22 protein-coding genes are annotated in these 23,999 nt (G+C 63.6%); 12 read left to right on the top strand and 10 right to left on the bottom strand.

Translation table 11 applies throughout. From position 1 onward, the window contains the following. The first annotated feature begins 10 nt into the window (after positions 1 to 10). The 3 genes from BLS26_RS32140 to BLS26_RS32150 all read left to right on the top strand — a co-directional run bounded on the left by BLS26_RS32140 (position 11) and on the right by BLS26_RS32150 (position 2,812). Entirely contained in the window at positions 11 to 1,177 is a 1,167-nt protein-coding gene (locus BLS26_RS32140) for an acyl-CoA dehydrogenase family protein (protein ID WP_092516476.1), read from the top strand. Positions 1,178 to 1,319: 142 nt separating this feature from the next. Further along, positions 1,320 to 2,456 (top strand): thiolase family protein, encoded by a 1,137-nt coding sequence (locus tag BLS26_RS32145; protein WP_092516477.1) that lies wholly within the window; start codon positions 1,320 to 1,322, stop codon positions 2,454 to 2,456. Beyond that, the gene (locus BLS26_RS32150; protein ID WP_092516478.1) at positions 2,453 to 2,812 is read left to right on the top strand and encodes a Zn-ribbon domain-containing OB-fold protein; all 360 of its coding nucleotides are present in this window, start codon (positions 2,453 to 2,455) and stop codon (positions 2,810 to 2,812) included. The genes BLS26_RS32145 and BLS26_RS32150 overlap by 4 nt, the downstream gene beginning before the upstream one ends. 412 nt (positions 2,813 to 3,224) lie before the next feature. Here the strand turns inward: BLS26_RS32150 and BLS26_RS32155 are convergent, their stop codons facing one another. After that, on the bottom strand, positions 3,225 to 4,958 hold the full coding sequence (locus tag BLS26_RS32155; RefSeq protein WP_172804739.1) for a DUF255 domain-containing protein: 1,734 nt from the start codon (positions 4,956 to 4,958) through the stop codon (positions 3,225 to 3,227). A 283-nt stretch (positions 4,959 to 5,241) separates the two neighbouring features. On the opposite strand from BLS26_RS32155, the gene BLS26_RS32160 reads away from it, so the two are divergent. Genes BLS26_RS32160 through BLS26_RS32170 form a run of 3 tightly spaced genes read left to right on the top strand, consistent with a single transcriptional unit; the run spans position 5,242 to position 6,903 of the window. Next, positions 5,242 to 5,679, top strand: coding sequence for a carboxymuconolactone decarboxylase family protein (locus tag BLS26_RS32160; protein WP_244541765.1), 438 nt, complete (start codon positions 5,242 to 5,244; stop codon positions 5,677 to 5,679). Positions 5,680 to 5,701: 22 nt separating this feature from the next. Beyond that, positions 5,702 to 6,145: a nuclear transport factor 2 family protein gene (locus BLS26_RS32165; RefSeq protein WP_092516480.1), complete on the top strand. Its 444-nt coding sequence runs from the start codon at positions 5,702 to 5,704 to the stop codon at positions 6,143 to 6,145. Between the two features lie 38 nt (positions 6,146 to 6,183). Beyond that, positions 6,184 to 6,903 (top strand): class I SAM-dependent methyltransferase, encoded by a 720-nt coding sequence (locus tag BLS26_RS32170; protein ID WP_092516481.1) that lies wholly within the window; start codon positions 6,184 to 6,186, stop codon positions 6,901 to 6,903. An 8-nt stretch (positions 6,904 to 6,911) separates the two neighbouring features. Here the strand turns inward: BLS26_RS32170 and BLS26_RS32175 are convergent, their stop codons facing one another. After that, positions 6,912 to 8,168, bottom strand: coding sequence for an Hsp70 family protein (locus tag BLS26_RS32175; RefSeq protein WP_092516482.1), 1,257 nt, complete (start codon positions 8,166 to 8,168; stop codon positions 6,912 to 6,914). A gap of 66 nt (positions 8,169 to 8,234) precedes the next feature. Then, the gene (locus BLS26_RS36410; RefSeq protein ID WP_172804511.1) at positions 8,235 to 8,402 is read right to left on the bottom strand and encodes a hypothetical protein; all 168 of its coding nucleotides are present in this window, start codon (positions 8,400 to 8,402) and stop codon (positions 8,235 to 8,237) included. Between BLS26_RS36410 and BLS26_RS32180 the strand changes: the two genes are divergently transcribed. Beyond that, entirely contained in the window at positions 8,396 to 10,738 is a 2,343-nt protein-coding gene (locus BLS26_RS32180) for a Tex family protein (RefSeq protein ID WP_244541766.1), read from the top strand. The two genes, BLS26_RS36410 and BLS26_RS32180, sit on opposite strands and share 7 nt — an antisense overlap. Before the next feature lie 101 nt (positions 10,739 to 10,839). On the opposite strand, the gene glsA is transcribed toward BLS26_RS32180, so the two are convergent. Together glsA and BLS26_RS32190 are read right to left on the bottom strand one after the other, a co-directional pair. Beyond that, positions 10,840 to 12,687 (bottom strand): glutaminase A, encoded by a 1,848-nt coding sequence (glsA, locus tag BLS26_RS32185; RefSeq protein ID WP_092516484.1) that lies wholly within the window; start codon positions 12,685 to 12,687, stop codon positions 10,840 to 10,842. A gap of 236 nt (positions 12,688 to 12,923) precedes the next feature. Next, positions 12,924 to 13,145, bottom strand: a complete 222-nt coding sequence (locus BLS26_RS32190) for an acetyl-CoA carboxylase biotin carboxyl carrier protein subunit (protein WP_092516485.1) — start codon at positions 13,143 to 13,145, stop codon at positions 12,924 to 12,926. A gap of 131 nt (positions 13,146 to 13,276) precedes the next feature. Between BLS26_RS32190 and BLS26_RS32195 the strand changes: the two genes are divergently transcribed. Both BLS26_RS32195 and BLS26_RS32200 read left to right on the top strand, forming a co-directional pair. Continuing rightward, complete coding sequence (locus tag BLS26_RS32195; RefSeq protein ID WP_092516486.1) at positions 13,277 to 14,263, top strand: IclR family transcriptional regulator; 987 nt, start codon at positions 13,277 to 13,279, stop codon at positions 14,261 to 14,263. Continuing rightward, the gene (locus BLS26_RS32200; RefSeq protein ID WP_092516487.1) at positions 14,193 to 15,752 is read left to right on the top strand and encodes an acyl-CoA carboxylase subunit beta; all 1,560 of its coding nucleotides are present in this window, start codon (positions 14,193 to 14,195) and stop codon (positions 15,750 to 15,752) included. The genes BLS26_RS32195 and BLS26_RS32200 overlap by 71 nt, the downstream gene beginning before the upstream one ends. A 137-nt stretch (positions 15,753 to 15,889) precedes the next feature. On the opposite strand, the gene BLS26_RS32205 is transcribed toward BLS26_RS32200, so the two are convergent. The 4 genes from BLS26_RS32205 to BLS26_RS32220 all read right to left on the bottom strand — a co-directional run bounded on the left by BLS26_RS32205 (position 15,890) and on the right by BLS26_RS32220 (position 20,005). Then, positions 15,890 to 16,324, bottom strand: a complete 435-nt coding sequence (locus BLS26_RS32205) for a GNAT family N-acetyltransferase (RefSeq protein WP_092516488.1) — start codon at positions 16,322 to 16,324, stop codon at positions 15,890 to 15,892. 61 nt (positions 16,325 to 16,385) lie between these two features. Beyond that, positions 16,386 to 17,678, bottom strand: a complete 1,293-nt coding sequence (locus BLS26_RS32210; RefSeq protein ID WP_092516489.1) for an MFS transporter — start codon at positions 17,676 to 17,678, stop codon at positions 16,386 to 16,388. Positions 17,679 to 17,877: 199 nt separating this feature from the next. Then, positions 17,878 to 19,074, bottom strand: a complete 1,197-nt coding sequence (locus BLS26_RS32215; RefSeq protein ID WP_092516490.1) for an acetyl-CoA C-acyltransferase — start codon at positions 19,072 to 19,074, stop codon at positions 17,878 to 17,880. Positions 19,075 to 19,234: 160 nt separating this feature from the next. Next, positions 19,235 to 20,005 (bottom strand): enoyl-CoA hydratase, encoded by a 771-nt coding sequence (locus tag BLS26_RS32220; RefSeq protein WP_092516491.1) that lies wholly within the window; start codon positions 20,003 to 20,005, stop codon positions 19,235 to 19,237. A gap of 140 nt (positions 20,006 to 20,145) precedes the next feature. On the opposite strand from BLS26_RS32220, the gene BLS26_RS32225 reads away from it, so the two are divergent. Together BLS26_RS32225 and BLS26_RS32230 are read left to right on the top strand one after the other, a co-directional pair. Then, positions 20,146 to 20,682: a PaaI family thioesterase gene (locus BLS26_RS32225; RefSeq protein WP_092516492.1), complete on the top strand. Its 537-nt coding sequence runs from the start codon at positions 20,146 to 20,148 to the stop codon at positions 20,680 to 20,682. A gap of 61 nt (positions 20,683 to 20,743) precedes the next feature. Continuing rightward, complete coding sequence (locus tag BLS26_RS32230; protein ID WP_092516493.1) at positions 20,744 to 21,361, top strand: TetR/AcrR family transcriptional regulator; 618 nt, start codon at positions 20,744 to 20,746, stop codon at positions 21,359 to 21,361. Positions 21,362 to 21,472: 111 nt separating this feature from the next. Here the strand turns inward: BLS26_RS32230 and BLS26_RS32235 are convergent, their stop codons facing one another. Then, complete coding sequence (locus tag BLS26_RS32235) at positions 21,473 to 22,402, bottom strand: LysR family transcriptional regulator (protein ID WP_092516494.1); 930 nt, start codon at positions 22,400 to 22,402, stop codon at positions 21,473 to 21,475. 100 nt (positions 22,403 to 22,502) lie between these two features. On the opposite strand from BLS26_RS32235, the gene BLS26_RS32240 reads away from it, so the two are divergent. After that, positions 22,503 to 23,999, top strand: a complete 1,497-nt coding sequence (locus BLS26_RS32240) for a CoA-acylating methylmalonate-semialdehyde dehydrogenase (protein WP_092516495.1) — start codon at positions 22,503 to 22,505, stop codon at positions 23,997 to 23,999.

Consider the following 23,999-nt stretch of genomic DNA (forward strand, 5'->3'; position numbering starts at 1 on the left):
GACGGATCAGATGGATTTCGCGCTCTCGGCCAACCAGGAATCGATCCGCGATGCGGTTGGCAAAATCTGTTCGCGCTTCGACGACGCCTATTGGCTGAAGAAGGACAAGGAAGGCGGCTATCCCGCCGACTTCCACCGCGCGCTGGCCGATGCCGGCTGGCTCGGCATCTGCATTCCGGAAGAGTACGGCGGCTCCGGCCTCGGTATCACCGACGCCGCGATCATGATGCGGACGATCGCGCAATCCGGCGCCGGCATGTCGGGTGCTTCCGCCGTGCACATGAATGTGTTCGGGCTCAATCCGGTGGTCGTGTTCGGCACCAAGGAACAGTGCACGCGCATGCTGCCGCCGATCGTCGACGGCCGCGACAAGTCCTGCTTCGCGGTCACCGAGCCCAATACCGGGCTCAACACCACGCAGCTGAAAACTCGCGCCGTGCGCCAGGGCGACAAATACGTCGTCAACGGCCAGAAGGTCTGGATTTCCACCGCCCAGGTCGCCAACAAGATTCTGCTGCTGGCGCGCACCACGCCGCTGGAAGAGGTCAAGACCCCGACGCAGGGCTTGAGCCTGTTCTACACCGACTTCGACAAGAAGCGCGTCACCGTGCACGAGATCGAGAAGATGGGCCGCAAGCCCGTCGACTCCAACGAACTGTTCTTCGAGAACTTCGAGATCCCGGTCGAGGATCGCCTCGGCGAGGAAGGCCGCGGTTTCGAATATATCCTGCACGGCATGAATCCGGAGCGCATCCTGATCGCAGCGGAAGCCGTGGGCCTCGGCCAGATCGCGCTGTCCAAGGCGTCCGCCTATGCCAAGAACCGCATCGTGTTCAACCGGCCGATCGGCATGAACCAGGCCATCCAGCATCCGCTGGCGAAAAACTGGATGGAGCTGGAAGCCGCCTGGCTGATGGTGCTCTCGGCCGGCTGGCAATACGACAACGGTATGCCCTGCGGGCCGGCGGCCAATGCCGCGAAATATCTTGCGGCGGAGGCCGGCTTCCACGCCTGCGAACAGGCCATCATGACCCATGGCGGTTTTGGTTACGCCAAGGAATATCACGTCGAGCGTTACCTGCGCGAATCCCTGATCCCGCGCATCGCCCCGATCAGCCCCCAGCTCATTCTCAGCTTCATTGCCGAGCGGGTGCTGGGTCTGCCGAAGTCGTATTGAGGATGGGCAGAACTTGCCAGCTGTCATTCCGGGGCGATGCGAAGCATCGAACCCGGAATCTCGAGATTCCTCGGGGTGCAATTGCACCCCTGAGGTCTGGTCCTTCGGACCATCCCGGAATGACGACGGGAGCGGTAACACCATGAGCTTCATCACCGGCGTCGGGCTGACGTCCTATGGCAAGCACGAAGGCTCGTCCTCGCTCGATCTCATGAGCAAGGCGGCCGAGCTTGCGGTATCAGATGCCGGGCTGAAGCGATCCGAGATCGACGGCATCTTGTGCGGCTATTCGACGGTGTCGCCGCATATCATGCTGGCAACCGTGTTCGCCGAGCACTTTGGAATCCAGCCGTCCTACGCGCATGCGGTGCAGGTCGGCGGCGCTACGGGTCTGGCGATGACCATGCTGGCGCATCATCTGGTCGAGGCCGGCGTGGTCAGGCACGTGCTGGTGGTCGGTGGCGAGAACCGCCTCACGGGCCAGAGCCGCGACGCCTCGATCCAGGCGCTGGCGCAGGTCGGCCATCCCGATTACGAGGTGACACTGGGGCCGACGATCCCGGCCTATTACGGCCTCGTCGCATCCCGCTACATGCATGAATATGGCGTGACGCAAGAAGACCTCGCCGAATTCGCGGTGCTGATGCGGTCCCACGCCTTGACCCATCCCGGCGCGCAATTCCGCGAGGCGATTACCGTCGCCGACGTCATGGCTTCAAAGCCGGTGGCGATGCCGCTGAAGCTGCTGGATTGCTGCCCGGTGTCGGACGGCGGTGCGGCGTTCGTGATCAGCCGCGAGCGAACCGGAGAGGCCGGCGTTCAGGTGCGCGGCTGTGCGCAGGCGCATACGCATCAGCATGTCACGGCGGCGCCCGCCTTGAGCGAGCTCGGCGCCGAGATCGCGATCGCCAAGGCCAAGGCTATCTCCGGTCTCGCGATTTCGGATGTTCGCTACGCCGCGGTCTACGACAGCTTTACCATTACGCTGGCGATGCTGCTGGAAGACTTAGGGCTAGCCGGACGCGGCGAGGCCGCAGCAAAGGTAAGATCAGGTCATTTCGGCCGCGACGGCGCGATGCCGCTCAATACCCATGGCGGACTTCTGAGCTACGGCCATTGCGGCGTCGGCGGCGCGATGGCGCATCTGGTCGAGACGCATTTGCAGATGACGGATCGAGCCGGCAATCGCCAGGTCCGCGACGCCTCGATCGCGCTGTTGCACGGCGACGGTGGCGTGCTGTCGTCCCATGTCAGCATGTTCCTGGAGCGCGTGCGATGAGCGACAGACTCGCGGACTGGACCAAGGGCGTCGAAGCGATCGTCTATCAATCCTGCGGCGCCTGCGGCAAGGTGCAGTATTTCCGCCGCAGCTTCTGCGCCGCCTGCGGTGCGCCGGAGCCGGCCGAAAAGCGCGCCAGCGGGGCAGGGACGGTCTATGCGACCTCGCTGGTCTGCCGTGCCGCGACGCCGGAAACCCGGGCGCACGTTCCCTACAACATCGTGCTGGTCGACACCGCCGAAGGCTTTCGCATGATGGCCCATGGCGACAACGACCTCGCCATCGGCGATGCCGTCATCGCGCGATATCAACCGTTCGCGGGCAGGCTGGTGCCGTACTTCGCGAAGGCGAAGTAACGGCTTGCGAAGCAACGCAGCGATCCAGAACTACGCGGAACAAAAGGTCTGGATTGCTTCGTCGCGTTTAGATTTGCGACAACTGATATCACCGAACGTAGAAGACGAAGCTGGCGATGACGAGCATTGCCGTCACCGCCAGCGTCTGCGCGAGCGCTTCCGAGGCTGCCCTTTTGGTGGCTTCCTTCATGTCCAACTCCCTAGACCTGGGCATGGCTCATCGCTGCGCGAAACGCGCGCAGACAAACGGCCAGTGATTTTTACTCGGAACACCCCGCGACGAGTATCCGCTTTGATGAGTCCCCACTCAGCGAATATCGACCGTCTCAAAATCGACCAGCAATAAGGCGGCAATTTGGCCCGCGCGCAGCCGGTTTGTGCACGCGGGAAGGAGTTTTCTGGAAACAATCGTTTAGAGCTTGCGCGCCCGTTTGAGGCCGTCGAGCTGCGCCGGGATCGCGGCGGGATCCGTCACCGGATAGGAACAGAACGTCGCCGTGCAGGCGAATGCCGCGGGTCCGTCGGGGAAATCCGGATAGTCGACGTCGATATTGGCGAGCTTGCCCTCGCGCTTGTCCCACCATTCCGCGCGCTTGTTGACCAGGGGGTAGGCGAGCGCTGCCTTGAACAAGGCGGCGGAGCGGGGATCGTCCTTGGCGCCGACGATGGTGATGTGAACGGGTTCGTTGCGCAGCTCATCCTCGGCGAGCAGCACGTCGGGCAGGAAGCCGAACGCATCGAGGATCGGCGGCGACGTCAGATAGCCCATGCCGGCCTCGGCGGTCTCCCGGTATTTGGCTTCGCCGGTGTAGGATGAGAGCAGGCTGAACATCCGCACCGCCGTGACATTGTCCTCGCGCTGTTTGATCGGCTTTGTGATCTGCTTGGCCTCCGGGGAGGCGGAGGCCACAAAGCCGCCGGTGGTGGGATCGATGAACGTTTTGGCGATGAAGTCGGCGGTCGCCTGTGCCTGGACCAGCCATTCGCGCTCGCCGGTCGAGCGGTGCAGCGCCAGCAGCGCCTTCGCCATTTCGATATTGTCGGCGAGATAAGGCCCGCCTTTGTCCTGCTCGGCATGCCGGAAGCCTCCATCAGGCATGGCGCGGTTGGCCAGCGCCCAGCGCGCGCCGCTGACCGCGAGATCGCGCGCCTCGGTGATGCCGGTCGCGTCGTAATAAGCGAGCAACGCGGCAATCGCCTGCGCGGTCTCGCGTGCATATTGCCGCCGGTCCACACCGGGCTCACCCTCGCTCATGCCGTACGATGCGTAGAAGCCGCCGCCGGTCGCGGCCATCGTGTTCTTGAGAAAGCCATAGATGCGATCGGCGGCCTGCCGATAGGCCGGATCGCCGTACATGATCGATGCGCGTGCGAACGCCGAAAGCCCGGCCTCCTGCGCAAACATCGGAAATTCGCGGGCAGGCTCCGACCAGTCGGGCTTCAGGTTGACCTGGTTCATGGCGCCGGTGGCGTTGTCGACCATGGTCGAGGCCATCAGTGTCAGCACGCGCTTGATCCGCGCCTCGTTCTTCGTGTCGCCCTGGCGTGCACGCTGCAGCGCCCATGTCAGCATCGGCCCGTCGACAAATTTGGATTTGCTCCAGCCGCCGTTTTGTTCGTCCCAGGCCTGATCGATGAAGGCCAGAATCTCGTTGCGCTGCGCTTCGGTCAAACCCGTGGCCAGCGTGCGCTCGCGTTCGGCCCCGCCGGCGTCGGGATAGACCACGGGCGAGGGGTCCTCGATCGTGGCAGTGAGGATCGGGTTGAAGAACTGCGGCGAGTAGAAACCGCGCAGCTTGACGATTTCGGTGCCGTCGGGCGCGAAGATGATGGTGGCGGGCCAGCCCCACCGTTCGTAGCGCTGCGAAATATCCGGCCGGCTGTCCTGGTCGACATAGACAGGGATGAACTTGTCCTTGAGGATCCCGCGCGTCTCGGCGTTCGACCAGGTCTCCTGATTCATCACGTGGCACCAGCGGCACCACCAGGCCTGCAGCGACATGATTACGAATTTCTTCTCGCGCGCGGCCCTGGCAAAGGTCGCGTCGCTCCACTCGCTCCAGAAACCGTCGGCGTTGTCGATCGGCGCCGCACGGGCAACACCGGCGAGCGACAGTGTGAGGATCAGCGCGAGGATACGAATCATGGCGTTTCCCAAGGTGTTCGTGACGCGGAATATTGCAGGTCGATAGACCATCTAAAACACACGGGGCCGTGAGTTATTCCGGTAGCCCACCGGTTCCACACAATGGGTTGATCCGCCCCTTGCCGCGGGGCATGATCCGGCCGCTAAAAATCATAAAAACCAAAGAAAACCTCGACAAACACCCAAGGTGATGAATGGCCCGTATCGACTACAGCGATCCCGCGAAAGCCAGCGACCGCACCCGCGAAATTCTCGCAAGAACCGCAACGCCAACATCTTCCGGATGATGGCGCATTCGCCGAGCTATTTCGAACAATATTGCCGGTTGGGCGGGGCGATCCGCAACAAGGGTGAGCTGGATCCGGTCGTGCGCGAGCTTGCGATCACCCGCACCGGCATCCTGTGCGAGGCGCCGTATGAGATCGTTGCCCACAAGCGGATCGGCAAGAATGTCGGCGTCACCGACGAGCAGAACGCGGCGCTGGAGAACTGGCAGTCGGCAAAATGCTTCGACGAGGTGCAGCGCGCGGCGCTCGCCTTTGCCGACGAGATCGTCAAGCTGCCCAAGCCGACGGACGCGACCTTCAACGCGATTGCGTCCAGGTTGACGCCGGGCGCGCTGGTCGAGCTTCAGCTCTCGGTCGGCTTTTACATCATGACGTCAAAGTTCCTGGAAACCTTTGCCATCGACCTGCAGCCGGTGACGGAAGTGATTTCATAGACGGTCAGCGGTCGGGTGAGAGATGAGCAACGAGGACTTTGAGGCTTCCGTGCGTGCGGCCATCGCGCGCTTACATGCGGCAATGGCCAAGGTCGCGAACGGTGACGTCTCCGAGATCAAGGCGCTCTATTCACACAGCGACGACGCAACCAGTTTCTACGGCTGGGGCGGCTATGAGAAGGGATGGCAGGCGGTTTCGCAGCGCTGGGACTGGGCCGGCGCCCAGTTCAAGGGCGGCACGGTCCGTCACGAGAACGTCTCTACGGTGATCACACCTGAACTGTTCTATGTGACCGACATCGAGACCTTCGAGAACCAGCGCGTCGCCGAAACCGAAGGCATCACCGGCTGGTCCAACCGGGTGACGCATATTTTTCGTAAAGAGAACGGCGAATGGCGTCTGCTTCACCGCCACGGCAACCGGCTGGAATCGCAATACCAGCCGTCGACCAGACTTGCGAAATGAATGCGGGGCGGTGGCGTTAGCGGGAGCTGCGTTGGGTCATGAGCAACGGATGGGAACAGTCGGCGCAGGCGTGGATCGATTCCATCGGCGAGCGGGGCGATTGGGCACGCGAGCACGTGCTCGATCCGGTCATGCTCGAGCGCATCGGGACTGGCCGGTTCTCCAACGCGCTCGATGTTGGCTGCGGTGAGGGTCGCTTCTGCAGAATGCTGAAGTCCACCGGCGTGAACGTGGTCGGAATCGAGCCGACCCCGCAACTGCTCGAGACCGCCAGCCGGCGCGATCCTGCCGGCGATTATCGATCCGGCCGCGCCGAGCGGCTCGAATTCGAATCCGCCAGCTTCGATCTGGTGGTCAGCTATCTCACGCTGCTCGATATCGCCGATTTCAGGACCGCGGTCAGTGAAATGACGAGGGTGTTGAAGCCAGGCGGTTCGCTTTTGATCGCCAATCTCACCGGTTTTGCCTCGGCCGGCGCCGCGCAGGGCTGGGTGAGGGATACAGACGGCCGGCCGCTGCATTTCCCGGTCGACAATTATCTGGAAGAAGCGGCGTTCTGGTTTCAATGGGCCGGGATACGCATTGAAAACTGGCATCGACCGCTGGCGGCCTACATGGAAACGTTCCTGAAGTGCGGCCTGCAGCTCACGTTCTTCTCGGAGCCGGACTCGGTGTCCGGCGACCAGGCGCATAGAGAGCGCTTTCGGCGCGTGCCATGGTTCGTCGTGATGGAATGGCAACGCCCAGCCATTGTTTGATGCGAAATTTAGCGGCCGGGCCCGTATCGCCGCAGCGCTTCCAGCGTCAGTCCTTTGCCGACCGCACCAAAGATGTCGCCCTCGACGATGCGCGCTGATGGCACCGCCTTGGTGATCGCCTTGCGGACATGGGCGAGCTTCACCGAGCCGCCGGTCAGGAACACGGCGTCGATGTCACCGGCGGCGAGCCGCGCCTGGGTGAGGCAGTTCTTGATGCGGGCTGCAATGCGGTCGGCTAGTTGTTTGGTATGGCTGACAAGGTCGGGGCGGCCGATGGCGGCACCCAGGCCCGGCGCCACCCACTCCAGCGGGATATCGGCCTGGCGCTTTTCGGACAGCGCGATCTTGGCGTCCTCGACTTCCATCGCCAGCGTATGGCCGCGCTGTTCGTGGACCACGCGGATCAGCCGATCGAGCAGCTCGGGCTCAGTGGCCTCGTGCCGGACCTGACGGATATCGGCAATCACGCGCGGCTCGTACATGCGGTTGATGTTCGACCAGGTCGCGAGGTCGTGGAAATAGCTCGAGGGCACGTCGAGCCCGGCGCGCTTCATGGCGCTGCCGAAACCGAACAGCGGCATGACAGCACCGAGGCTGAGCTGACGGTCGAAATCGGTGCCGCCGATGCGCACGCCGTCGTTGGCAAGAATGTCGGCGACGCGGTCCGCCTTGCCATGGCGCTCCGGGCCCAAGCGAACGATCGAAAAATCCGACGTGCCGCCGCCGATATCGGCGATCAGCGCCACTTCTTCCGATCCGATCTGGCGCTCGTATTCGAGTGCGGCTGCGATCGGTTCGAACTGGAAGGTGACCTGATCGAAGCCGATGCCGCGGGCGATCACGCGCAGGGTTTCTTCCGCCTTGCGGTCGGAGTCCGGCGCATTGTCGACGAAGTGCACCGGACGGCCGTGGACGACGTCGCGGAGTTCGCTGCCCATCGTCTGTTCGGCGCGGCGTTTCACCGCGCCGAGGTAATAGGCGATCACATCCCGGAAGCTGACCCGTTCGCGGCCCAGCCGGGTGGTTTCGTCGATCAGCGAGGTGCCGAGCACTGATTTGAGGCTCCGCATCAGCCGGCCGGGAGCCCCCTCGACATAGGCATCCACGGCCCTGCGGCCGATCAGCACGGCGCCGTCCACCTCGTAGAAGATCGCGCTGGGAATCGTGCTCTCGCCGTCCTCCAGCGCCACCAGGACCGGCGCATGGTCTTCGATGGTGCCGAGCGTCGTGTTCGACGTTCCGAAATCTAGGCCGCAGATGGACATGGGAGCTCCAGGAGGAGCGTCCGTTTACACATTACGGTGCCATCGATCCACCTTTATCTCGTTATGTCATGGCAGGGCGTTGTTATTGCCTGCCAAATTGCCACCGATGTCCATCCACAGATCAATTTGTTTGGCGTGACGGCTTGATGAAATAATCGGCGATGGTCCATAAGCGGCGTCCGGCGGCAGGCGATTCACCGGCCGCAACGGTTCAGGAAAGAGTTTGCGTGGCAAATATCAATCGACAGATCGCAGAAGAACTCGGCGTCCGCGAGCAGCAGATCAACGCGACGGTGGAACTGCTCGACGGCGGCGCCACCGTTCCGTTCGTGGCGCGCTATCGCAAGGAAATCACCGGCGGTCTCGATGACGCGCAACTGCGCACGCTGGAAGAGCGGCTGACCTATTTGCGCGAACTCGAAGAGCGCCGCGTTGCGATCCTCAATTCGGTGCGCGAACAAGGCAAGCTCGACGCCGCGTTGGAAGCCGCGATCATGGCCGCCGACAGCAAGGGGCGTTTGGAAGACATCTATCTGCCGTTCAAGCCGAAGCGCCGCACCAAGGCCGAGATCGCCAGGGAGGCCGGCCTCGAACCGTTGTCCGAACTGCTGCTGACCCAGCCGCAGAACGATCCGCAAGTGGTGGCCGCCGGGTTCGTCGACGCCGAAAAGCAGGTGGCGGATGTCGCTGCAGCGCTCGAAGGCGCGCGCGCCATCCTGGTGGAGCGCTTTGCAGAAGACGCCGATTTGATCGGGCGCTTGCGCGAGCAGATGTGGTCGGACGGACTGATGGCCGCGACGGTGCGCAAGGGCAAGAAAACCGAGGGCGAGAAGTTCAAGGACTATTTCGAATTCTCGCAGTCGCTGAGCAAATTGCCGTCGCACCGTATCCTCGCGATGTTCCGCGGCGAGAAGGAAGAAGTCCTCGAACTGCAGATTATGCCGGATGCGCAGCCGCCGTCGACCGGCGCCAGTCCGCCGAGCTCGTATGAGCTCAAGATCATGCAGCGCTTTGCCATTACCGATCAGGGCCGTCCAGGCGACCGCTGGCTGATCGACACCGCGCGCTGGGCGTGGCGCACCAAGATCCAGGTGCATCTCAACATCGACCTGCGGATGCGGCTATGGACATCAGCGGAGACCGAAGGCGTTCGCGTGTTTGCCTCCAACCTGCGCGACCTGCTGCTGGCGGCTCCCGCCGGCGCCCGCGTCACCATGGGGCTCGATCCCGGCTATCGCTCCGGCGTCAAGGTCGCGGTGGTCGATGCGACCGGCAAGGTGGTGGCGACCACGGCGATCTATCCGCATGAACCACAAAAGAGGTGGGACGAAGCGCTGGCGACGCTGGGCAAGCTCGCGGTCGCCCACAAGGTCGACCTGATCGCGATCGGCAACGGCACGGCGTCGCGCGAGACCGACAAGCTGGCGACAGAATTGGTCAAGCTGCTGCCCGACCTGAAAATGTCGAAGATCGTGGTGTCGGAAGCCGGCGCGTCGGTTTATTCAGCCTCGGCCTTCGCGTCGGAGGAATTGCCCGAACTCGACGTCACCCTGCGCGGCGCGGTGTCGATCGCGCGGCGTCTGCAGGATCCGCTGGCCGAACTGGTCAAGATCGATCCGAAGGCGATCGGCGTCGGGCAATATCAGCACGACCTCGGCGAGACCAAGCTGGCGCGCTCGCTGGATGCCGTGGTCGAGGACTGCGTCAACGCGGTCGGCGTCGACGCCAATACGGCGTCCGCGCCGCTGCTGGCGCGGGTGTCGGGCATCGGTCTCGGGCTGGCGCAGAGCATCGTGCAGCACCGCGACGCCAACGGGCCGTTCAAATCACGCAAGGCGCTGAAGGAAGTGCCGCGGCTCGGGCCGAAGGCGTTCGAGCAGTGCGCGGGCTTCCTGCGCATCAACGATGGCGAGGACCCGCTCGATACCTCCGGCGTGCACCCGGAAGCCTATCCGGTGGTGCGACGGATTCTCGAGGCGACCAAGAGCGACATCAAGGCGCTGATCGGCAATGCCGAGATCGTGCGCCAGTTGAAGCCGCAGACCTTCGTCGACGACACCTTCGGCCTGCCGACCGTGACCGACATCCTGCGCGAACTGGAAAAGCCCGGCCGTGACCCGCGCCCGGCCTTCAAAGCCGCGGTGTTCAAGGAAGGCGTCGAGGAGATCAAGGATCTCAAGCGCGGCATGATCCTCGAAGGCACGGTTACCAACGTCGCGGCGTTCGGCGCCTTCGTGGATATCGGGGTGCATCAGGACGGGCTGGTGCACGTCTCGGCGATGTCAAAAACCTTCATCAAGGATCCGCGCGAGGTGGTGAAGCCGGGCGACATCGTCAAGGTCAAGGTTTTGGAGATCGAGGTCGCCCGCAAGCGCATCGCACTGACGCTGCGGCTGGATGACGAGATCGGCGCCAAGGGCGCCAAGCCTGCGGCGGCAGACCGGCAGCGCGAGTTTTCCAAGGCGTCGATGACGTCGCAGGCGCCGCGCAAGCCGCAGGAACAGCCCGGCGGCGCGCTCGCCGAGGCGCTGCGCCGCGCCGCCGAGAAGAACGGGCGGGGCACGCGCTAAGGCGGGATGAGATCAGGTTGGCGGCGACGCCGGGCCTTTTTTTGCGCCGCATTCTACTTTGCATGGGGTTGTTTTCGCGATTTTGTGTCTGGCCCCACGCTTTAGCTCGACGTCAGCAGGTTCACCTTGGCGTTGGCGAGGATCAGGCGGTCGGCCAGCAGTTGTGCGAGATTGCGCATGATCCGCTCGCCGGCGCGCGGGTGCTGTTTTCGGAAACGTTCGAAATCGCGCAGCGGGATTTCGTAGGCGGTTGCCGTCATGTCGGCAACCACGTCGGCGGACCGGCGCGGCTCCAGAAGCGCCATCTCGCCGAACGGCATTCCGGCCGTCAGCGTCGCCAGCCGGATGCCGTCGGGCAGGGTGACATGCACCACGCCGCTTCGGAGAAAGAACAGCGAGTTGGCCTCATCGCCGGTCGCGATGATTTTCTCGGAGGCTTGATAGTGTCTGATCGACGCGAGTGAGGAGAGGTCAGTCAGTTCCTCGTCGGTCAGTCCGTCCAGCAGCAACTGCTCCGACAGTTCGGTGGCTTCGAGGAAATCGATCGCGCCGCCGTGGCGGTAGACCACCTGGTCTTCCGCCCATTCGATCGCGGCGTCGAGCAGGAAGTAGTTGCGGATGTTGCTAAGACCCTCGGTCCATTCCGCGATCATCTTCCATTCCGGTGAGGCGCGCTTGATGCCGGACAGGATTACGGTGACATGATAGGCCGCGAGTTCACGGAATTCCTCGGCGAACAGCCGCGCGCCGGCGGGGGTGACGGAGGCGACACGGCGCAGGTCGAAAATCACGAATTGCGGACGCGGCTTGTCCGCCAGCGCGCGCGAGACATAGTCGACGCTGGACAGCGACAGCGCGCCGACCAGTTCATAGACCAGCACGTCCTGATGATGCGCGGCGAGGATGTTCTGCTCGTGCGGACGGCGGCTGCGCCGCGACGGGCTCTTGCCCATGTTGTAGTCGGCAATGATGCTGTTGCGGGCGTCGTCGCTGCGGTTGAGCATGTGCAGCGTGTAATGCGACGACAGCGCCTCGCAGACCTTGATGCCGCGCACGCTGTTGCCGTGCTTGTCGAGTTTCGGCGAATAGCTGCCGAGCCCGAGCCGGGCCGGTAATGCCGCCAAAATGCCGCCGCCGACGCCGCTCTTGGCGGGAATGCCGACGCGGTAGATCCATTCGCCGGCATAGTCGTACATGCCCGACGACGTCATCACCGATAGCGTCCGCGAAATCGCATAGGGCGTCATCACCTGTTCGCCGGTCACCGGATTGACGCCGCGGTTGGCCAGCGTCGCCGCCATCACGGCGATGTCACGCGCGGTGACCAGCACCGCGCATTGCCGGAAATAGGCTTCCAGCACCGAGGTGACGTTGTCCTTGATCACGGCGTTGGTGCGCAGGAGATAGCCGATCGCCCGGTTGCGGTCTCCGGTGGCGCTCTCGGAGGCGTAGACGGCGTCATCGACGTCGAGGTCACGTCCGGCAAAGCGTCCCAGTGCCTGCCGGATATATTCGAACGCGCCGTCACCCTTGGCCTCGTGGATCAGCCCGGTGCAGGCGATGGCGCCGGCATTGACCATGGCGTTGAAGGGGTGGTTCTCGGCGTTGAGGCGGATCGAATTGAAGGGGTCACCCGACGGCTCGACGCCGATGGCGCTTTCCACCCTTGCGGCACCCAGCGTGTCCAACGCCAGCGCGAACACGAACGGCTTTGACATGGACTGGATCGTGAAGGGAATCTGGGTGTCGCCGACCTCGTAGACGTGACCGTCGAGGGTAGCGAGGCTGATGCCAAAATGGGCAGGGTCGGCCTTGCCGAGTTCAGGGATGTAGTCGGCGACGGTGCCGCCGGTCTCCTGCAGGAAGTCCGTGTGGCACGCGTTCAGGAACCGCAGCAAAGGCGGTTTCGAGCTGGTCCAGGCCGGGGCGCCGGTGGGCGATACTTTCATCGCCACCGTTTTGCAACGCAATCAGGGAACGCGCAACTGGCTCGCGACCAGCGTCTGGCGGCGGACACGAAGTTCATCAGCCGAACGCCCAATGTTTCGTCAGACGAAACTTTTGATGGCCGGGATCATGTCATCGCGCCATGGCGATGACAACGTCCGCACCGTTTCAAAGCCGCAAATGCGGCCGATCCGCTACCGGACAGATTGTCGCGCGTCAGAAGGTGGGTGGTGAAGTTCTAGGCGTCGACGATCGCGACGACCTGTCCTTCGGCGATGACGTCGTCGAGTTTGACCAGAATTGCCTTGATTTTCCCCGCGGTCGTCGAGGTGACCGGGATTTCCATCTTCATCGCTTCGACGAAGGCAATCTCGTCGCCGTCATCGACGCTGGCGCCGTTCTCGACCGCAAGCGCGCAGACGCGGCCGGCCACTTCGGTGACGATCTTGATATCTGGCATTCCAATCTCCCGGGACCGTCTGACGGACAAATTTTCATCGCCAACGGCTTTTTGTTTGTGGCGGCAGATTGCCTGAGGTAGCTTGATCTGCAAGTGGAATTTTATTCCGCATGACGGAATGAGGCCAACGCATGGGAAGACGCTCGGAACGGCTCAGCAAACAGGGAATGCTCGCCAGCGATCTGGCAGGCGATGGCGATGTGATTCAGGTGGTGTCGCGGGCCTTCGATGTCCTGCGCTGCTTCGAGGGTCATGAAGCCCGGCTCGGCAATCTCGAAATTTCCAATCGCTGCGGGCTGCCGCGGTCGACGGTGTCGCGGCTGACGCACACGCTGACGCGGATGGGACAACTGGTCTATCTGCCACGCGATCAGAAATACCGCATCGGCCCGAGTGCGGTGGCGATGAGCACGTCGATGATGAAGGGGTTGCAGCTTCGCAACCTGATCCGGCTGCGGCTGCAGGATGTCGCCGAGCAACTGCCGGGCACCGTCGGCTTCGTCATCCCTGATCGCTTTCACTTGGTCTATCTCGAATTCGCGCGCGCGGCGAACGCGCTCGGCCTGCACGAGACCACCGGCAGCCGCATAGCGATGGCGAGCACGGCGGCGGGCCATGCCTATACCGCGGCGCTCGATGTCGACGTGGGCGATGCCTTGATCGCGGAAATGGAGCGCGAGATCCCGGAAAGCGCCAAGCTGTTGAAGCCGCGCATCGAGGGCAACCGCCGTCATCTGCGCGAACACGGCTATGTCGTGGCCTGCGGGCTGTGGAGCCCGCACATCAACGGGCTCGCGGTCCCGGTGTGGTCGCCGCAATATCAGACCTATGTGGTGGCGACGATCGGATTGCTGTCCGTGATGTTCGACGAGAAGCGGCTGCACCGCGAAGTGGCGCCGCCGATGCGCGAACTGGCGGCTGCGATCGGCGGCCTGCTTGAAGGCGCTGACGGCGATATCTTCTCTAGCCGGCTGGAACGCAAGCCACTTGCGGTCTCGACCCCGAACAAAATCAATAACAATAAAATCATCCGAACGGAGGAGACGAATGAACTGGAAGCCGGAACTCGACGACCTCGCCCGGCGCGAAGCGTTCGCGCGCGAGATGGGAGGCGTTGACAAGGTCAAGCGTCAGCATGACCAGGGCCGGCTCACCGTTCGCGAACGCATCGACAAACTGGTCGATCAAAAAAGCTTTCACGAGGTCGGTGCGGTCTCCGGCATCGGCGAATACGACGAAAACAACGAACTCAAGCACCTGACGCCGGCGAACTGCGTGTTCGGCCGCGGCAAGATCGACGACCGCACCGTGGTGGTGGTCGGCGACGATTTCACCGTGCGCGGCGGCTCGGCCGATGCCTCGATTTCGACCAAGCCGCTGATGGCCGAGGAGATGGCGCATGATTTCCGCCTGCCGATCATCCGCGTGATCGAAGGCTCCGGCGGCGGCGGTTCGGTCAAGACCATCGAAACCCGGGGGGCAGCCAATCTGCCGGGCGGCGTCGGCGGCACGCGGGCATACTGGTTCACGACAGGGAACATGGCGCGGGTGCCGGTGGTCGGTCTTGGCCTCGGTTCGGTCGCGGGCCTGGGCGCCGCGCGGCTGGCGGCAAGTCATTATTCGATCATGACCAGAAGCTCGGCGATGTTCGTTGCCGGCCCGCCGGTGGTGAAGCGGCTCGGTCAGGATCTGACCAAGCAGGAACTCGGCGGCGCCGACATCCAGACCCGCGCCGGCGGCGTCGACGATGCCGTCGACACCGAAGAGGAGGCGTTCGCGCGCGCGCGACGCTTCCTGTCCTACCTGCCGTCCTCGGTGTTCGACCTGCCGCCGACCACGCCCTGCAACGACGATCCGGAACGTGCGGAGGAATCGTTGATGAAGGCGGTGCCGCGCAACCGCCGCCAGGTCTACAAGATGCGCCCGATCATCGACGCCGTCGTCGACAAGGGTTCGTTCTTCGAAGTGAATGCCAATTTCGGCCGCCCGATGATCACCGGGCTGGCGCGCCTGGAAGGCCGCGCAGTGATGTTGCTCGCCAGCGATCCCTTCCATTATGGCGGCTCGTGGACGGCGGACGCCTGCGACAAGGTGATACGCTGGGTCGACTTCGCCGAGACCTTCCATCTGCCGGTGGTCTATCTGATGGATTGCCCGGGTTTCATGATCGGGCTTGAAGCCGAGAAGTCGGCGACCATCCGCCACGGCGTGCGCGCGATGGCCGCCGTCAACCAGAGCACCGTGCCCTGGTGCACGATTATCGTGCGCAATGCTTTTGGTGTTGCTGGTGTCGTGCACCAGCCGGCGAACCGCTACTCGATGCGCTATGCGTGGCCGTCGGCCTATTGGGGGTCGCTGCCGCTGGAAGGCGGCATCGAGGCTGCCTACCGCGCCGACATCGACGGCTCGGACGATCCGGCAGCAAAGCTGAAAGAGATCGAGGACCGCCTCAGCAAGCTGCGCTCGCCTTTCCGCTCGGCCGAAAAGTTCTGGGTCGAGGAAGTGATCGATCCCCGCAAGACCCGTTCGCTGCTGTGCGAATTCGCGCGGCTGGCGGAGCCGGTGCGCACGCCGGGGCCGGCGACGAATATGTCGATACGGCCGTAAGCACACGCACGCACCCGTCATTGCGAGGAGCGCAGCGACGAAGCAATCCATCTCTCCGCAAGCCGCGGCATGGATTACTTCGCTCCGCTCGCAATGACGGCGGCGGGACCGTGCCTCACGCCGGCTCGTTCTCGCTGTCAGCCCCTCATTCTGAATGTGATGCCGTTGTCAGCGATCGCAGCAAAACCAAGGCGCTCATAGAGTCGGCGCGCAGGATTGTTCTTGAGGACTCTGAGCACGATCTTCTTGTCCGTCGATCTCCAGGCGACAAGCAGGTTGCCGAGCACCTCTGATCCGATGCCTGATCCCTGATATTGAGGCGAAACGTAAAACTTCTGCAGTCGTATCTCGGCCGGCAATTCAGCGACCTGGAGCCAGCCGACATCGTTCCCTTCAACTGAAATGATTGATACTTCGTCGAGCTTCCATTGTGCCGCGAAGGTTGCCCTCTGTTCTTGCTCGTCCCACGTGACGAGTTCCTGCACATAGGGCTGCATCGTCAGCAGGTAGAGGCGCAAAGCAAAATCGTAATGTTCTGCCTCTGCCTGCCGAAGGATGATCTGCCTTGCCATGCGGGGAGGATAACACCAGCGCTTTCGGGCGACGAGCCGATCTATCCGCCTGGGTCGCGCCCTAGGCGGGCGCGACAGCCGGTTTTGGTGCCGGCCGGGAGACCGTAATCACGAGCAGAGATGCGACGATGCAGAGCGCGCCGGCAACAAAGAACGCCGGCACGTAGCTCGCAAGCAGTGTTCGCGACAGCCCGGCGCCGAAGGCTGCGGTGCCCGCGCCCAACTGATGGCCGGCAAAAATCCAGCCGAACACCATGTTGGCGCGTTCGGGTCCGAACCGCTGCGCCGTGAGCCGCACCGTCGGCGGCACCGTGGCGATCCAGTCGAGCCCGTAGAACATGGCGAATACCGACAGCCCATAGAACGAGAAGTCGGTGAAGGGGAGGAACAGCAGCGACAGTCCGCGCAGGCCGTAGTACCAGGACAACAGATAGCGGTTGTCATAGCGGTCCGACAGCCAGCCGGAGATGATGGTGCCGAAGAAATCGAAGATGCCCATCGCGGCGAGCAGGCTTGCCGCCTGCACCTGCGGAATGCCGTAGTCGAGGCACATCGGAATCAGGTGCACCTGGATCAGGCCGTTGGTGCTGGCGCCGCAGATGAAGAAGGTCGCAAACAGCACCCAGAACACGCTCGACTTCGAAGCATCGCGCAGCGTGCCGAGAGCAGCTGCCACGATCGGCGCGTTATTCGGCGGCGGCGCCGGCAGCGGCTCTGTGCCTTCATCGCCGAACGGCCGCAGACCGAGATCGCTCGGCCGGTCGCGCATGATCATGAGCACGGCGAAGGCCGCCACGCCGAGCATCACGCAGACCAGTCCCAGCGCAATTCGCCAGCCATAATGATCGGTCAGTGTCGCCAGTAGCGGCAGGAACGCCAGTTGCCCGGTCGCGACGCTGGCGGTGAGAATGCCGACCACAAGGCCACGCCGCGCCACGAACCAGCGCGCGGCGATGGTGGCGCCCAGCACCAAAGCGGTCATGCCGGTACCGATGCCGATCACGACGCCCCACAGCAGCATCAGGTGCCAGACTTTTGTCATCGCCAGTGACGCGACGAGGCCGGATACCACGACCAGCAAAGCCGACAGCGTGACGTTGCGCAGGCCGTAGCGGTTCAGCAAAGCGGCGGCGAACGGGGCCATCAGTCCGAACAGGATGAAGCGGATCGACAGCGCGGAGGAAATCTCCGCGGAGGTCCAGCCGAATTCCTTCTGCAGCGGCACGATGAACACGCCGGGCGCACCGACGGTGCCCGCGGTGATCAGGGCGGTGAGGAAGGTCACGGCGACCATCGCCCAACCGTAGTGGATATTGCGGCGGGCGAGGGCGGCTGACAGCCAGTTCGAGATCATTGAGCCTCAGTGGGGTTCGCAGGAAGTTCTATCCGGAAGTTGTCTTGGCGGTTTCTTGGCAGCTTTCCGGGATTGCATCTTCGAGAGTTGCTTGGGATTTTCTTGGGAATTCTTGCTGATTTGGCCTGACCGGCACATTATGGCGCAAGGGAAGTACGGCTGAAATGCCGTACTTCCCTCATTTCAGGACATTTTGAAGTCAGTGCACGATTCGCTCCACGGCGATCGCCGTGGCCTCGCCGCCGCCGATGCAGAGCGCGGCGACGCCGCGCTTCAGGTTCTTTGCTTCCAGCGCATGCAGCAGCGTCACGATCAGACGCGCGCCGGTAGCGCCGATGGGGTGGCCGAGTGCGCAGGCGCCACCATGGACGTTAAGCTTGTCCCGGGGAATTCCGAGGTCCTTCTGCGCCGCCATCGCCACCACGGCAAAGGCCTCGTTGATCTCGAACAGATCGACGTCGCCGACGTTCCAGCCGACCTTGTCCAAGAGCTTGCGAATCGCCGGGATCGGCGCGGTCGTGAACCACTGCGGTTCCTGGCTGTGGGTGGCGTGGCCCTTGATCTCGGCCAGGGCCGGCAGGCCCTCGCGATCGACCAGCGAGCGCTTGGCTAGGATCAGCGCCGCAGCGCCGTCGGCGTTGGCGGAGGAGGCGGCCGGCGTAATCGTGCCGTTGGCGCGGAACGCCGCCTTCAATCCGGGAATTTTGGCGGGATCGACCTTCAGCGGATGCTCGTCATTGGCGATAATGCGCGGCCCGGCTTTCTCGGTCAGCGTGATCGGCGCGATCTCGGCCCGGAACGCGCCGCCTTCGACCGCCTGGCGCGCCCGGGTCAGCGTTTCCATCGCATAGGCGTCCTGGTCCGCACGGGTGAACTGGTAGGCCTCCGCGGTGGCCTCGCCGAAATCGCCCATCGAGCGGCCGGTTTCATAGGCGTCTTCCAGTCCGTCCATCATCATGTGGTCGATGATGCGGTCATGACCGGCGCGATAGCCGGAGCGGGCCTTCGCCAAGAGATACGGCGCGTTCGACATGCTCTCCATGCCGCCGGACAGCACGATATTGGCGGAGCCCGCGTTGATGATGTCGTGGGCCAGCATCGTCGCCTTCATGCCGGAGCCGCAGACCTTGTTGATCGTGGTGGCGCCGGTGGCATCCGGCAATTTGGCGCCGCGCGCCGCCTGGCGGGCCGGCGCCTGACCCTGTCCGGCCGGCAGCACGTTGCCCATGAACACCTCGTCGATCCGCTCCGGCGCCAGTTTGGCCCGCTCCAATGCGGCGCCGATGACGTGGGAGCCGAGCTTGTGGGCGGCAAGCGGCGAAAGAGCGCCCATGAAGCGGCCGAGGGGCGTGCGGGCGGCGGAGACGATGACGACGGGATCGGAAGTGGCGGTCATGGTGAATCTCCCGGATGGGCATGAGAGTTGGATTATGATCATCATATAATGCGCTGCAAAAATTGCAACGGGACCATCCCATCAAAAAGAGAGAATCACTCCATGAGAAAAGTTCGCGTTCGGATGAGCTGAATTGATCCGACCTCGAGCAGGCGGTGAATTACCGCTTGCGGTCCAAAAATCCCTGCATCAGCCGCTGCGGCTCGCCGGTCAGGAAGGATTGCCCGAACACGCCGACGCTCAGATTGACGGATTCCGTCAGCGGCAGCTCTTCCCATTGCCGCAGCAGCGCTTTCTGCGAGCGCAGCGCTTGCGGACCGCATTCGAGCAGCGCCTTGACCGTGTGCTCGACCGCGGCATCGAGGCCGCCTTGCGGCGCGACCTTGTCGATGAGGCCCCAGGCGAGCGCCGTCGGCGCGTCGATATTCTCGGCCGTCATCACCAGCCAGCGGGCGCGACCCCAGCCGATCAGGCGCGGCAAGAGCGCGGCGTGGATCACCGAGGGGATACCGACGCGGACCTCCGGCATGCCGAACATGGCGTCGTGCGCCGCGATCCGGAAATCGCAGGCGGCGGCGACTTCCAGCCCGCCGCCGAGGCACCAGCCGGGCAGTCGCGCGATCACGGGCGCCGGAAATTGCCGTACCGCTTCGCAGAGGTCGCGCAGCCGGGTGATGAAGGCCTCCGCGGACTTCTGGTCGAGTTTTGCCATTTCCTTGATGTCGGCGCCGCCGATCATGCTCTTTTCGCTCTGGCCGGCCAGGATCACGGCACGGATGTCGGGATCCGCGGCGAGCTTCTCGAACCCTTCGCGCACGCCATTGATGACCGCGGAGGAGAGAATGTTGAGCGAGCCGGCATTGCAGATCGTCAGGCGAACGACGCCTCTGGCGTCGCGGTCGACGCTGCAATGGGGATTGAGCATTTCCATCTGATTTTCTCAGGGCTTGTTGGGGACGGTTGACCCCACTTCCCGGACATTGCGCCGGCTTGTCAAGGGTGGGTGAGCTGCCGGTTGCGAGGCGGCCAACGCATGTGTAATATTCTGACCGTCATTTAAAAGGAGCTGTCATGACCGTTACCGAAGCCGTCGACCTGTTCTCATCCGACAAGCGCCGGGAGCGCGTGGTCGACTGGCAGGCGCCGGGACCGGCAGCAAAAGCCGCGGCCGGGATGTCGGGTCTGCAGGCGATGCGCGCGATCCGCGACGGCCTGCTGCCGGAGCCGCCGATGGCCCGGCTGATCGACTTCCGGCTTCGCATCGCCGAACCGGGCCGGATCGTGATGGAACTTCAGCCGCATGAGAGCCTGGAAAATACCATCGGGCTGCTGCACGGCGCGACTGCAGCGGCGCTGCTGGATACCGCCATGGGTTGTGCGATCTCGACCATGCTGCCGGCCGGACAGGGCGCGGTCACGCTCGACCTCAAGCTGACCTATCTGCGGCCGCTGTCGGTGCGGTCGGGCATCATCATGGCCGAAGGCAAACTGATAAAACTCGGCCGCCAGACCAGCTACACCGAGGGCTTTGTCCACGACGATTCCGGGAATCTTGCGGTGCATGCAACCGCGACCTTTTCCATGATCGGCGAGGCGGCGGCGAAATAGATGCAGCTTTTTCGGCGCACAACTGCTATTATATGACTGGAAACATCCAATAGGACGGCCGATGCGCTATTCGAAAGAGCACAAGCAGGAGACCCACACCCGGATCGTGAAGAAGGCCTCGGTGCGGCTTCGCGAAAAGGGCGCGCATGGCATCGGCGTCGCCGACCTGATGAAGGAGGCCGGCCTGACCCATGGCGGCTTCTACGCGCATTTCGACTCGCGCGAGGCGCTGGTGATCGAGGCCTTTGCCTATGCGATGGACCGCGCCAACGAGCGCTGGCGCAAGGTCGCCGAGCAGACGCCGCCGGAAAAACGTCTCGCCACCATCGTCGAGAGCTATCTGACGACCGTTCACCGCGACGACCCCGGCCACGGCTGCGCGGTGCCGACCTTGGGCGCCGAGATCGCCCGCGAAAGCCTCAAGACGCGCAAGGCCTTTGCCGGCAAGCTGGAACAGATGATCGACATGATGGCCGATCAGATCCTCGACGTGCCGCGCAAGACCGCGCGCAAGCAGGCGATGGCGACGCTCGCCACCATGATGGGCACGCTGGTGATGTCGCGCATTGCCGGGACCGGGGAATTCTCCGACGAGATCTTGACGTCGGGGCGGGAAGCGGTGCTGGAGCGGCCGGCGGTGAAGCCGGTCGCGAAGAAGGCCCGCGCGAAGGTGAATTGAGGGCAAGCTCTATCTTCCGTCATTGCGAGGAGCAAAGCGACGAAGCAATCCATCTTGCCGCATAGGAAGACTGGATTGCTTCGCTTCGCTCGCAATGACGGGAGGGCCCATTCACCGCCCGCTGAACAACGCCCGCTCGCCTTCCACCGTCTCATAGATGTAATCCGCGACCGCCCTTATTCGCGCCAGATCCTTGCTGTCGGCGTGCATCAACAGCCAGAACGTCCGCGAGATCGTCACTTCGTCCGGCAGCACCGGCCGCAATTCGGGATGCGCCGTCGCCATGAAGTGCGGCAGCACCGCGATGCCGAAGCCGGCGATGGTGGCGTTGAGCTGTGCGATCAGGTTGGCGCTGCGGAACTTGGCGGAAATCTTCGGCGAGACCTGCGGCAGGTAATCCAGTTCCGGCGTGAACAGCAGCTCCTCGATATAGCCGACGAAGCGGTGCCCGGGCAGGTCGCTACGGCCTGTGATCGCGGGCGCGCGATCGAGATAGGCGGGCGCGGCATAGAGCCCGAGGCTGTAATCGAGCAGCTTGCGCCCGACGATCCGGCCTTCCTTCGGCATGGTCAGGCTGATCGCAATATCGGCCTCGCGCTTCGAGAGGCTGAACAGCCGTGCGGTCGCGACCAGTTGAAGATCGAGATCGGGATACCGTTCGGTGAATTTCAGCAGCCGCGAGGCCAGGAAGTGGCTGCCAAAACCGTCGGGCGCGCCGATCCGGACCGTACCGGTCAGATGCGCACGCGAGCCGCCGACCGCCTCCTGGTTGGCGACAATCGTGGATTCCATCGCCTCCGCGCTGTCGGCGACGCGCTGGCCCGCTTCGGTCAGGAGATAGCCGGTCTTGCGCCGATCAAACAGTTTTGCCGAGAGATGCCGTTCCAGCCGGTCGACACGCCGGATCACTGTGGCATGATCGACCCCGAGCTGTTTTGCGGCAGCCGAGACCGATCCGCCGCGCACGATGGCGAGCACGAAACGGAAGTCGTCCCAGTCGAGGGTATCGCCGCCTTGGGTCTTGCCGCCTTGATCCAGCATTTCCGCACATCTATGGTGCAATTTATCGGACTTGTATCCTAAGAAATGCGGGTCAAAAAGGGCTCCAAAGCAATCCGAGCCGGATTTAGGGAGAATACGCATGCGTTCCATCGGGCATTTCATCGGCGGCAAAGAGGTCAAGGGCACGTCGGGCCGCACCGCCGACGTTTTCGAGCCGATGACCGGCGACGTTCAGGCCAAGGTGGCGCTGGCGTCCAAGGCCGAGCTTCGTGCCGCCGTGGAGAACGCCAGGGACGCGCAGGTCGAGTGGGCCAATACCAATCCGCAGCGCCGCGCCCGCGTCATGATGAAGTTCCTCGAACTGGCGCAGCGCGACTACGACAAGCTCGCCGACGTGCTGGCGCGGGAGCACGGCAAGACCGTGCCCGACGCCAAGGGCGACATCCAGCGCGGCCTGGAGGTGGTCGAATTCGCCTGCGGCATCCCGCATCTGATGAAGGGCGAATACACCGAAGGCGCCGGCCCCGGCATCGACATCTATTCGATGCGGCAACCGCTCGGCGTCGTCGCCGGCATCACCCCGTTCAATTTCCCGGCGATGATCCCGATGTGGAAGTTCGCGCCTGCGATTGCCTGCGGCAACGCGTTTATCCTGAAGCCCTCGGAGCGTGATCCTGGCGTGCCGATGATGCTGGCCGCTTTGATGATCGAGGCCGGCCTGCCGCCCGGCATCCTCAACGTCGTCAACGGCGACAAGGAAGCAGTCGACGCCATCCTCGACGATCCCGATATCAAGGCGGTCGGTTTCGTCGGCTCCTCGCCGATCGCGCAATATATCTACGAGCGCGCCGCGGCGACCGGCAAGCGCGCGCAGTGTTTTGGCGGCGCCAAGAACCACGCCGTCATTATGCCGGATGCCGACATGGACCAGACCGTCGACGCACTGATCGGCGCTGGCTACGGCTCGGCCGGCGAGCGCTGCATGGCGATATCGGTCGCAGTGCCCGTCGGCAAGACCACCGCCGACCGGCTGATGGAAAAGCTGATTCCGCGCGTCGAGTCCTTGAAGATCGGCACCTCGATCGACCCGTCGGCCGATTACGGCCCGCTGGTGACAAAAGAGGCGCTCAACCGCGTCAGGAATTACGTCGACATCGGCATCAAGGAAGGCGCCACGCTCGCGGTCGACGGCCGCGGCTTCAAAATGCAGGGCTATGAGAACGGCTTCTACATGGGCGGCTGCCTGTTCGACAACGTCACCAAGGACATGCGCATCTACAAGGAAGAGATCTTTGGGCCGGTGCTCTCGGTGGTGCGCGCCCACGACTACAAGGAAGCGCTGGCACTGCCGTCGGACCACGACTACGGCAACGGTGTTGCGATCTTCACCCGCGACGGCGATGCCGCGCGCGATTTCGCCGCCAAGGTCAATGTCGGCATGGTCGGCATCAACGTGCCGATCCCGGTGCCGATCGCGTACTACACCTTTGGCGGCTGGAAGAAGTCCGGCTTTGGCGATCTCAACCAGCACGGCCCGGATTCGATCCGCTTCTACACCAAGACCAAGACCATCACCTCGCGCTGGCCGTCGGGTGTAAAGGAAGGCGCAGAGTTCTCGATACCGACGATGAACTAG

Source organism: Afipia sp. GAS231 (assembly GCF_900103365.1).
In the GTDB taxonomy this organism is placed as follows: domain Bacteria; phylum Pseudomonadota; class Alphaproteobacteria; order Rhizobiales; family Xanthobacteraceae; genus Bradyrhizobium.